9 protein-coding genes are annotated in these 11,188 nt (G+C 53.5%); all 9 read left to right on the forward strand.

Annotated features, from left to right (window positions below):
* Positions 1-86: 86 nt before the first annotated feature.
* A complete protein-coding gene (locus NXT01_RS05905) occupies positions 87-626 on the forward strand; it encodes a phosphatase PAP2 family protein (RefSeq protein WP_259078567.1) in 540 nt (179 codons plus the stop codon).
* A 264-nt stretch (positions 627-890) separates the two neighbouring features.
* Complete coding sequence (locus tag NXT01_RS05910; RefSeq protein ID WP_259078569.1) at positions 891-2,834, forward strand: glycosyltransferase; 1,944 nt, start codon at positions 891-893, stop codon at positions 2,832-2,834.
* Positions 2,827-3,318, forward strand: a complete 492-nt coding sequence (locus NXT01_RS05915; RefSeq protein ID WP_259078571.1) for a phosphatase PAP2 family protein — start codon at positions 2,827-2,829, stop codon at positions 3,316-3,318. The genes NXT01_RS05910 and NXT01_RS05915 overlap by 8 nt, the downstream gene beginning before the upstream one ends.
* 6 nt (positions 3,319-3,324) lie before the next feature.
* Positions 3,325-4,293, forward strand: coding sequence for a decaprenyl-phosphate phosphoribosyltransferase (locus tag NXT01_RS05920; RefSeq protein ID WP_259078573.1), 969 nt, complete (start codon positions 3,325-3,327; stop codon positions 4,291-4,293).
* A 206-nt stretch (positions 4,294-4,499) separates the two neighbouring features.
* A complete protein-coding gene (locus tag NXT01_RS05925) occupies positions 4,500-5,516 on the forward strand; it encodes an alpha/beta hydrolase family protein (protein WP_259078575.1) in 1,017 nt (338 codons plus the stop codon).
* A gap of 302 nt (positions 5,517-5,818) precedes the next feature.
* Positions 5,819-7,747, forward strand: a complete 1,929-nt coding sequence (locus tag NXT01_RS05930) for an alpha/beta hydrolase-fold protein (RefSeq protein ID WP_259078576.1) — start codon at positions 5,819-5,821, stop codon at positions 7,745-7,747.
* Between the two features lie 11 nt (positions 7,748-7,758).
* The gene (locus NXT01_RS05935) at positions 7,759-8,244 is read left to right on the forward strand and encodes a DUF732 domain-containing protein (protein ID WP_259078577.1); all 486 of its coding nucleotides are present in this window, start codon (positions 7,759-7,761) and stop codon (positions 8,242-8,244) included.
* An 18-nt stretch (positions 8,245-8,262) separates the two neighbouring features.
* Positions 8,263-9,171 (forward strand): cutinase family protein, encoded by a 909-nt coding sequence (locus tag NXT01_RS05940; protein WP_259078579.1) that lies wholly within the window; start codon positions 8,263-8,265, stop codon positions 9,169-9,171.
* 143 nt (positions 9,172-9,314) lie between these two features.
* Positions 9,315-11,159 (forward strand): FadD32-like long-chain-fatty-acid--AMP ligase, encoded by a 1,845-nt coding sequence (locus tag NXT01_RS05945; protein ID WP_259078581.1) that lies wholly within the window; start codon positions 9,315-9,317, stop codon positions 11,157-11,159.
* Positions 11,160-11,188: the final 29 nt, after the last annotated feature.

Raw genomic sequence — 11,188 nt, forward strand, 5'->3', positions numbered from 1 at the left:
ACTGAAGAAGTACATAAATAATCCCCGACAGGGTGCGCGAAAATCCGCACCCTGTTAGCTCTCTATAGCTGTATAAGGAAAATAGTGTGGATATCGTCATCAACAACTGCTTTTTAGCGCTGAACGATTCTCCACTAACCCCCGCCGTTATCGCTTTTACTACCGCACTGCGGCCGGTATATCTCACGATCTCTCTATTTATTATGGCGGTACTCTGGTCCTGCTTGCCGAGGCTAAAAAGTCCGCTTCGGGTCATATTTGCGTTGCCTATTTCGGTCGCGCTCGCCAGTCTGAGTGCAGAAGGTATCAAGATGATTATTGCCCGACCCCGCCCCGATATCGCCGGCCACCTTGTGGAAGTCACTAGCTTTGCCTTCCCTTCCGGACATGCTACGGCAATCACTGCCTGCGCGAGTATGGCCACAATAATATGGGGCTGGAAAAAGACGTGGTGGATTTATATCGTGGCGATTGCCGTGTATATATCAAGGCTCTATACCGGGGTGCACTGGATGAGCGATATTATTGGCGGTATTATCCTAGGGCTCATCATTAGCGCCTTGATCGCACGCCTACTGGGAATTTCTCGTCTGTCTTCGCGCCCCGAAAAACACTTCGAGGAATAATATTTTGAAGGTATGTACCCAATAGCTGCTTATAACGTGTCCCAGTATAGATATAAGTAAAAGCGCTGACCCTTCAGCGTTTATTGGTGCTAAATCGCGAGCCCGAACTGACCATTTCAGGCGATTTCTCCGCGCATTCGTGAGCTGATTAGCGCAACTGAGCGTGGCTATCTCCGCGAGGCTGGGGCGAAGCGACTACCCTTAAGTGGCGGAACTATACCCCTAGAGCACCACCCTGGGGCGGAAACGAAAGGTTTTTGAGCAATGAAGGACAACCAGCTGCAACGCTTCCTGCTTCCCCACATCGGGGAGCCTAGCGATGTGCGCAAGCTTTATATCTTAGAACACGAGGATAATCTCGAGAAGCCTCGATGGCATGATCGCAGCTCACTGACTATTCCAGCCGCCAGCGAACTTAGCTTCCTCACTTATTTCAACGCCTTCCCCGCCTCGTACTGGCGCCGATGGTCACAGCTCGACACCGTCATTTTGAAAGTGGATATCACCGGCACTGCCCGAATTAATATCTACCGCTCAAAGCCCGACGGAACCCGGCTGAGCATCAGCAATAAGCTCGTAACCGATGATGTCGCGGAATTCGAACTCTCTCTCGCGCCCTTCGAAGTTGGCGGTTGGCTATGGTGGGATATCACTACCGATACCGACGTCACCATTAATGAGGCAGGCTGGTACGCTCCGCATGCGCCACGCGCCCAAATTCTCCCCGACGGCACCACTGTTGGCCCCTTCGAAGCCCGCGTCACTGTCGGTATTCCTACTTTTAACCGCCCCACCGACGCTGTCGCAGCTCTACAGGCTTTGGCTAGTGATGCAGAGGTTGATGGTGTGATCGATGCGGTCATCATGCCCGACCAAGGTACCAAGCACCCAGCGGATGAACCAGGCTATCAGGATGCGGTGGAGCACTTCGGTGACCGCTTCTTCGAATTCCGCCAGGGAAACCTCGGCGGATCAGGCGGATATTCCCGCATTATGTACGAAGCCCTCGGCGACGGCGCGGCAGGGGCAAAAAAATCCCCCTATATCCTCTATATGGACGATGATATCGCCATCGAACCTGACTCAATCCTTCGTGCCCTGCAAGCAGCCCGCTATGCTAAGCGCCCTATTCTCGTAGGCGGGCAAATGCTCAATTTGCAGGAACGTAGCCACTTGCACTCTATGGGTGAGGTGATCGACCGTAGCACCTTCATGTGGACTAAAGCCCCCCACGTGCACTACGACCACAATTTCGACGAGCACCCGCTTAGTGATCGCGGAGCCGTTGATGATAAGCCCGATGCTCAGCATTCACGTGACCTGCACCGCCGGATCGACGTGGACTATAACGGCTGGTGGATGTGCATGATTCCGAGGCTAGTAGCCGAGGAGATCGGGCAGCCGCTGCCGCTCTTTATCAAGTGGGATGACGCCGAATACGGCCTGCGCGCCGGGCGCCATGGTTTCCCTACTGCTACCTGGCCTGGTATCGCTATCTGGCATATGGCATGGAGTGATAAGGACGACGCCATTGACTGGCAAGCCTATTTCCACCTACGAAATCGACTGATTGTGGCGGCGCTCAACCATGATGGCCCAATCGATGGGCTCCTGCGTAGTATGCATAAGGCACTGGTCAAACACCTTCTGTGCCTTGAGTATTCCACCGCAGCGATCCAAATCGAAGCTATCGATGATTTCCTTGCTGGCCCCGATCAGCTTTTCGATATTTTGGAAACATCGCTACCGCGCATAGCAAAAATCCGCAAGGAATACCCCGATGCGGTCATTTTAGACTCCGCCACGGATTTCCCCACCCCAACGGGAGCACCTGGGGTACCGGTTAAGGATATCGGCGGGCGCTTGGCACCGCTGAAAAAATCGGTGTGGCTACTAAAAGGGCTCAAACATTCCCTTCGTCCCGCAGATCGCCAACATCACGAGATTCCACAGGCCAATTTTGCGCCCATAGAGGCACGGTGGTTTAGTCTCTCGCGTGTCGATGGCGCCACCGTTGCCACGGCGGATGGACGCGGTGTGGCATACCGCAAGCGCGATCTCGACATGGCCAAACATTTATATAAGCAGTCACGGGAACGACATAAACTAGTTCGGGAACGTTTTGAGCACTTGCGCGCCGCCTATCGCGCCGCCTATCCCGACCTGATTAGCCGCGAAGCATGGAGCAAGGTATTCGATCATGACTGAAAATGACATCTTGGTGCAGATCCAACGCACCGTCGGTTATCCAATAACGCTGCGCATAGCCCGTGCCCTATCCCACATTGGGGAGCATGCCTTGGGGTGGATGGGAATTGGTGCGCTGGCTGCACTGTGGGATAAACACCGTCGTCCGCAGTGGCTGCGACTTATTGCAGCATCCTTCATAAGCCACGCATTATCGGTGATCATTAAGAGGATTGTCAGACGTCAACGCCCCCATGATCCCCGCATCACTATTGGGGTAAAAACTCCCAGCTCTTTGAGTTTCCCGAGTTCCCACGCCACCAGCACCACGGCCTTTTTCACCAGCCTATCGGCTATTGTGAAAAGCCGTGTGCCTTTGATTGGGGTCCCCGTGATGATGTTCTCACGGATGCTTTTAGGGGTACACTACCCCTCTGATGTATTAACAGGTGCGCTCGTGGGGTGGGCAACTAGTCGAGCGCTTGGTCATTCCCGGAAGGCTTAATGAGTAATGTCGAATGAATCCCTCATCGGATCTGAGCCACACACTCGAGGCTTAGAAGATAATAGGAAGCTGCATCCGCCTAAGAACCTTCCTGATGCCATGATTAAGGGGCTGCGGCCCAAGCAGTGGGTTAAAAATGTTTTAGTTCTAGCAGCTCCGATGGCAGCTGGTGCTGAAGCCCTGCTGCAGCCGCGTATCCTCACCGATATCGCAGTTGCTTTCCTAGCCTTCTGCATGGCGGCATCCGCCATTTATCTCATCAATGATGCTAAGGACGTCGAGGCTGATCGCCAGCATCCCACTAAGCGCTATCGCCCTATTGCGGCGGGAGTACTTCCCGTGGGCCTCGCCTTTTTTATGGCCGTGGCCTTTATCATCGGCGCTATTGTACTGAGTTATTTCTTCGCCAGCTCAGGCAGGAGTTTGGCCATCGTTATGACGGTGTATATAGCTCTACAGTTGGGTTATTGCTTTGGGTGGAAACATCAGCCGGTTATCGATATTGCCTTGGTCTCCTCTGGTTTTATGTTGCGAGCTATGGCTGGTGGCGTGGCGGCCGGCATTGATTTATCGCAGTGGTTCCTCTTGGTTGCAGCTTTTGGATCTCTCTTTATGGCCTCCGGAAAGCGATATGCTGAAATCCTCCTGGCACAAGAATCAGGGGCTAAGATCCGCAAGGCTCTTGAAGGCTATACGCCCACGTACCTGCGTTTTGTGTGGACTCTAGCGGCTACTGCCGTGGTGATGAGCTATGCACTCTGGGGTTTTGAGATGGCTCGGCTTTCAAGCCCAGTGGCTGGGGTCTGGTACCAAATTTCGATGGTACCCTTCACCGTTGCTATCTTGCGTTATGCTGCCGATGTTGACCGTGGCGATGGTGGCGCCCCAGATGAGTTGGCACTGACGGATCGCACTTTGCAAGTACTCGCCGTGTTGTGGGTGACCAGCGTAGTAATAGCGGTTTATCTCGTTTAAAATTCCCAACATAAACCAAGGTGGGGGTGGCCTTTGCTGCGTGAAGGGCAGGAAAACTACCCGTGCTTTACCAATCTGTTATAAAGTCTTTGCTGTAGCGTGTCGTGCCTATAATAAGCGCTAAATATAGTAGGTGCCTTTGTATTCCGTCATGAGGCGGGTACCATGATGTCGCGCCAAGGTATAGGAATTGGACAAGGAGAAGCATGAAGGTTTTCGCCCAAGCTCTACGAAAGGCTCAAGCCACAGTGACAGCAGTGGTCACCGCTGGTGCCCTTATGGTCGCTGGACAGGGAGTGGCGGAGGCTGCCAATCGTGACTGGCTGCGCGCTGATGCCACCGGGACTTGCGAATGGGACCAAGTAGGAAACTGGGTACAGCGCTGTGATGTGTGGTCACCCGCTAATAACCGAACCATTACTGTTCAGATCCAGCCTGCACAACGTGGGGGCAATGCTGGTCTCTACCTTCTTGATGGCGCCCGTGCGAGTGAACGAGCTAGTGCATGGACGACCTCAGCTAATGCTCCTGCCACATATGCGCCACATAATATCACCCTCGTCATGCCCGTCGGTGGCGCTGGATCTTTTTATATGGACTGGTTGGGGCCAGCCTTCTACAACGGACAAGGCTACCACTTCAAGTGGGAAACATTCCTTACTCAAGAGCTTCCCGTTTACCTTGAGCAAAATTTTGGCGTCGCGCGCAATAATAACGCAATTGCAGGTCTCTCCATGGGCGGCACCGCTGCGCTCAATCTCGCGGCCCGCCACCCCAATCAATTCCGACAGACCTTGAGTTGGTCGGGCTACCCATCCATGACCCTGCCTGGGATGCACTCCCTCCTGCGGTTGGCACTCGTTGAATTGGGTGGCTTTAATATCAACGCCATGTACGGTTTCTTCTTTAGCCCAGAACGCTTTTCAAATGACCCGCTGTGGAATATGAGCGGTCTGCGCAATACCGATATCTATATCTCTGCGGCCACCGGATTCTGGTCAGGCTATGACGGCCCAGGGATTAAATTTGGGGACCGGATCGTCGGCTCCGTACTCGAAGGTGTCTCGCTGTACTCCACCTCGGTATGGGAGGTTAAGGCACGTGCTGAGGGCTTGCGTGTAACGGTAGATTATCCGCCGGCAGGTATTCACAGCTGGGAACAATGGATCTCGCAGCTAGAGAAGACGAAGCCGCGAATTCTAGATTATATGAACGCTTGGTAGGAACCATTCCGCCGTAAGAACAACCCCGTTGCCGCACAGGCCGCGGGGTTTTTTATTGCGGTGCCCTGGTCATGTAACGATGTGAGCGTTGTTAGCTATGTTAAAGGTGAAAACAAAATAAACAGCTGTAAATCGGTGTGTCTCAACCCTAACTCTCAAGTTCAACTTAAACTTGAGCATAGTCTTGTGCCACAGTGGAGCTATACCCCACATATAGCTATACCGTGGGATAGGTGGGAAAAGCAGCAGCGCTTGAGCACCTGGAGTACCTAAAAAATCGCTAACACAAAAAGGAACCTATTATGCGCGACACCGCATCCCGTTCGACTCGACGTACCCGTTGGATTAGTACGCTCCCTGTAGTCATCGGCCTCGGATTAGTGGGAGTTATCCCCGCTACCACCATGGCCCAATCTTCGGGATCTTCGAATTTCTTTCCCGGCCTCACGGATTACCTCGATCCAAACTCCCAGGAACGCACCCCCATACGCGTGGATGAAAACCCCAATATCCAGGGCCTACCCGCCGGAGTTGAAGTTGAGCGCGTGAACTGGATTAGCGATCGCCGTATACAACTGTATATCCGCTCCGCCGTGATGCCAGGTGCGCCAGTGAAAGTTCAAATCCTGTTAGCGCGCGATTGGCACTCGAATCCCACGCGTACCTTCCCTGAAGTATGGGCCCTCGACGGTTTGCGCGCCACAGATATTGAGAATGGCTGGACCTCCGAGACTAATATCGAACAGCTCTTTGCCGATAAGAATGTCAACGTTATTCTGCCAATCGGTGGCGAGTCTTCGTTCTACTCGGACTGGCAGCGTGAAAATAACGGCAAGCACTATATGTGGGAGTCCTTCCTCACCCAAGAGCTCGTACCCATCCTGCGTAATGGCTACCGCTCCAATGAGGAGCGCGCGATCTTCGGCCTTTCTATGGGCGGCACCGCCGCTATTAACCTAGCTGAACGCCACCCTCAGCTCTTTAAATTCGTTGGCTCGTTCTCTGGTTACCTCGATATGACCAGCGTTGGTATGCCAGCTGCCGTCAAGGCTGCCCTTCAAGACGGTGGCGGCTACGATGCGGAGGCTATGTGGGGCCCTGAAGGTTCTCAAGATTGGATTGATCACGATCCGAAACTCGGTATTGAATCCCTTAAAGGCAAAACCGTATATGTATCAGCCGGCTCTGGTCGCGATGATTTCGGTGAGCCAGATTCCGTAGCCAAGCATGGGGCCAATTCCGCTGGTATTGGTCTGGAAGTAATCTCCCGGATGACCACCCAGACCTTCGTCGACTACGCTAAGCGTGCGCAGGTTGAGGTCATTTCCGTCTTCCGCCCCACCGGCGTACATGCTTGGCCGTACTGGCAGTACGAACTGGGACAAGCATGGCCGCATATGGCAAAAGCGTTGAATATCTCCAAGGAAGACCGCGGCGCTGATTGCACCGCTATCGGCGCCATTGCTGAAGCCACACGCTCTGGAATAATTGGTAACTGCGTCAACAACGAATACGATGTACCCGGTGGTAAGGCTGAAGACTTCACTAGGGGTCGTGCCTACTGGTCTCCGGAGCATGGAGCCTTCGCTCTCTATGGCCGTATCGGTGCTCTCTATACCGAAATGGGCGGTCCCGCTAGCTGGTTGGGCTTCCCCTTAAGCACCGAGCGTGAATTGGTACGGGGTGGCCGCTACGTAGCTTTCGAGCATGGCAATATCTACTGGACTCCAGCACTGGGTGCCGTGGCCGTGCCTAAGGATATTGTGGATAAGTGGGGTGAGTTGCAGTGGGAAAATGGCACACTCGGGTACCCAGTTTCTGCAGCTGAGAAGATCGGCGACGGCTTCGTGCAGCAGTTTGAAGGTGGCTATGTAGTCCGTACTCCCGATAACAAAAATTTCCATGTTCGAGGAGCGATCGCTGCGAAGTACCGAGCCATCAATACCGCGACCAGCAATCTGGGATTCCCTACAACGGATGAAATCGCCATCAATGGTGGTGCCTTCCAACGCTTCGAGCGGGGCAATATTTACTGGTCACCTGCAACTGATGCACACGTGATTAACTACGGTGATATCTTTGACGCATGGGCTAAGAAAAATTGGGAGCAGGGCGAATTTGGCTTCCCAACCCAAGATCATGCCCTAATTCCAGCGGGCGGCGAGATCGTTCACTTCGAACGTGGCACCATTTCTCAAATCAATGGTCTCATCGTTGAGGAGAAGAAATAGTGTATAAGGCTATGCCCTGCGCACTGCTGGTGGCACTGGGATTTTTAGCTGGGTGCTCGAGTTCCAGTGTCACTGAGGAGCCCACTGAGATGACCGTAGCGCCGCTCACTCGGGCCGCCCAAATGTCGAAAACGCCTAGTGCATCTGCACGCGCAGAACCGAGCACGAGCATCGATCTCAGCGTTCCACCTTTGAAGAACCCGCCCGCGCGTTCGGCTGGTGATCAGGCCGCCCGAGAAGTCAGTGACGTGCCCACCCCAGGGCTATCCCTGACTGAACAAGATCGGGAATTTCTCAAAGCTTTGGAATTAGCGGGGATCACGGTCACAGGTGCAGAGAATCAAATGATCGGCGTTGCGCAGGTCGTTTGTGCCAATAACTTTGCTGCCGCTACCCCTGCTGTGGCCGGTCAGCTCATCGAGCAAGGCCGCTCCACCCTGGCGGTGGAGCAGATAACTACGGTTATTGAGCAGGCAGCACGCCAGAGTTATTGCTAAATCTAGATTGAAGGCAGTATGAAAAAGTTTTTCACCGCGGTAGTAGCACTCATTGTTATTGGGATTATTATCGCGGGGGTCGTGGGTTGGCTGCGTAGCACCGATAATATTCCAGGTGCACCAGATTCGAATCAAGCGGGTCCAACGCAACCTGAATGGTGCCCACGGGTGGAGGTCATCGCAGCTCCGGGGACGTGGGAATCTGCGAGCGTCGATGATCCCCTTAACCCGATGGCCAACCCCAATTCTTTGATGCTGACCATTACTAATCCTCTCAAGCAGCGCTACCCTCATGGGGATATAAAGATATGGACCTTGCCGTATACTGCGCAGTTTCGCAATATCAACGCCCAACAGGAAATGAGCTACGACGATTCTCGCAATGAGGGGATGGCCACCCTTAAGCGAGAAATCAATGAGACACACCGCGAATGTCCGCTGACAGAATTTATTCTCACTGGCTTTTCTCAAGGCGCTGTGATTATGGGTGATCTTGCCAATGAAATTGGAGTGCATGAAACTCCTATTCCCTCCCACGTGGTCAGGGGTGTCGCCCTGATCGCTGATGGTCGCCGACAGCCGGGTGTGGGCCAGGCTGTGGGCACACCCGTGGGTGGGGTAGGGGCCGAGATTTCGCTGGCACCGTTGAATCTAGTAGTTCAACCCATTGTTCCTGGCGCAACCATGCGTGGCCCGCGCACCGGCGGCTTCGGAGTTCTTAATGATCGGGTCTTTGATATTTGTGCTCCTGATGACACTATCTGCGATGCTCCGCAGAATGTGAGCGATGCTTTCGGCCGCGCTTTTGATCTCATTGAAGCCAATGGTATTCATGCTCAATACGCCACGAATCCGAATGTCGTTCCAGGCACCACCGCACCGAGCTGGGTTGTGGAATGGGCTAGTGATTTGATTAATCGCGGATAAGCGGCCCTATAGGGTGTAAAATAATTTTTTTCGCAAAAGTAATAATCTTCTGGTTAGTACCGATCAACTAAGGGACACTGCCTTGTGGGTTCTTGCACTAGAGGGTGAAGCTTCGCGCGACAGCACTGATATGAAGGAGAATAATGGATCTTAATAAAGTAATTGGCCAATTTTTCAACGAGAAGCACGAGATTACCTTACCGCCGGAGATTACCCTCGCAGGGATGTGCGAGATGATGTTCCAGACGGAAAAAATGGCTGGAACTACCGATCGCATCGTGCTGAAATTTTGGGATTACTCTGAACGTCGTGACGGGCAGCTCAAGGAATACAGTCGCGCGGAGGTCAATACTCGGATTAAGGCCGTTGCCGCTCGCTTGCAGCAGGTGGGCTCCATCGGTGATCGCGTGATGATCCTTGCTAATAACTCTCCAGAGTATTTGTTTTCCATGCTAGGGGCCATGTACGCTGGAATGGTTCCCATTCCGCTTTATGATCCCAATGAGCCAGGTCACGCTGAACATCTTGCGGCCGTTATCGGCGATTCACAACCGTCTGCGGTACTAACTAATAAGGCATCTGCTCGCTCCGTGCGGGCATTCTTCGCTGATCGTCCAGGCCATGAGCGCCCCCGCATTCTACTCGTTGATGCTGTGCCCGATAGTTTGGCGGCCAGTTTTAGCAATCCGCTTACCTCCCCTGAGGCTGCGCGCATGCTTGCCACCCTACAAAAAGCTCCGGTCGATTTGCCCGCCTTTTTGCAATATACCTCGGGCTCTACACGCACTCCAGCTGGTGTTATGCTCACCAATCGCTCGATCCTGACCAATGTGTTGCAAATTTTTACCGCGGCTCAGCTTAAAACCCCTCTGACCTTAGTCTCTTGGTTGCCGTTGCACCATGATATGGGCATCATTCTGGCAACCTTTGTCACCATTCTAGGACTCGATTTTGAGTTAATGGCGCCGCGTGATTTCATTCAGCAGCCTTCACGTTGGGTCCAGCTCCTTGATAAACGGGAGTCGGGTACCCATATCTACACCGTTGTCCCCAACTTCGCTCTTGAATTGGCGGCCCGTTTTGCCAAGCCTGAAGCTGGACACGAGCTCGATCTTTCTACAGTTGATGGACTAATCGTGGGTTCGGAGCCAGTAACTGAGAAGGCAGTGGAAATCTTCCTTCAAACTTTCGAGGAATACGGGCTGAAAAAGTCAGCGCTGCGCCCTTCATACGGACTGGCGGAAGCGTCGCTTTTGGTTACCACCCCGCAAACGGAAAGTCGACCACTGATTAGCCACTTTGATCGCGATAAGCTGGCTCAGGGTCTCGCCGAGATCGTGGAGCGCAGTGATCGGTCCGTCGCCTTCACGTCCAGTGGGCAGGCGGTGCGCCCGCAGTACCTCACGATTGTTGATCCTGAGACCCGTGCCGAGCTCGGAGATTCCCATATAGGTGAACTATGGTGCCATGGCGATAATATGGCTGCCGGCTATCTTGATCGCCCCGAAGAAACCATGGCGACCTTCCGCAATACCTTAGGTCAGCGCCTTGTTGAGGGATCTCGGGTTGTCGGGGCGCCTGATGATGATCGATGGATGGCTACTGGGGACCTCGCCACCATTATCAACGGCGAAGTCTATATCACCGGCCGACTCAAGGATCTCATCATCGTCGCAGGCAGGAATCACTATCCTCAAGATATTGAATATACCGTTGAGCATGCCAGCTCTCAGGTGCGCCCTACCGCAGTTGCCGCATTCGCCACTACAGGTGAGGATGTAGAAAAGCTCATTATTCTCGCCGAGCGAGATCTCGATGCCGATCCTGCGCATGACGCCCACGCTATTGCGGCTATTAGACAAGCTGTAACCGATGCTCATGGAGTAGTTCCGGCGGATATTCAGATCCTGAATCCAGATGAAATTGCGCGCTCGTCTGCCGGTAAGATTGCCCGCCGGGTGAATAAAAAGCGCTACGAGAATTCCTAAATCCTCCGCAGTTTCCTCAAGACCCCACG

This window comes from Corynebacterium sp. ES2775-CONJ (assembly GCF_024814515.1).
In the GTDB taxonomy this organism is placed as follows: Bacteria; Actinomycetota; Actinomycetes; order Mycobacteriales; family Mycobacteriaceae; genus Corynebacterium.

Excerpts from the sequence above, each read along its gene's own strand:
- NXT01_RS05920 (WP_259078573.1), top strand. The coding sequence starts at position 3,325 with ATGTCGAATGAATCCCTCATCGGATCTGAGCCACACACTCGAGGCTTA.
- NXT01_RS05915 (WP_259078571.1), top strand. The coding sequence starts at position 2,827 with ATGACTGAAAATGACATCTTGGTGCAGATCCAACGCACCGTCGGTTAT.
- NXT01_RS05930 (WP_259078576.1), top strand. The coding sequence starts at position 5,819 with ATGCGCGACACCGCATCCCGTTCGACTCGACGTACCCGTTGGATTAGT.
- NXT01_RS05910 (WP_259078569.1), top strand. The coding sequence starts at position 891 with ATGAAGGACAACCAGCTGCAACGCTTCCTGCTTCCCCACATCGGGGAG.
- NXT01_RS05945 (WP_259078581.1), top strand. The coding sequence starts at position 9,315 with ATGGATCTTAATAAAGTAATTGGCCAATTTTTCAACGAGAAGCACGAG.
- NXT01_RS05940 (WP_259078579.1), top strand. The coding sequence starts at position 8,263 with ATGAAAAAGTTTTTCACCGCGGTAGTAGCACTCATTGTTATTGGGATT.
- NXT01_RS05925 (WP_259078575.1), top strand. The coding sequence starts at position 4,500 with ATGAAGGTTTTCGCCCAAGCTCTACGAAAGGCTCAAGCCACAGTGACA.
- NXT01_RS05935 (WP_259078577.1), top strand. The coding sequence starts at position 7,759 with ATGCCCTGCGCACTGCTGGTGGCACTGGGATTTTTAGCTGGGTGCTCG.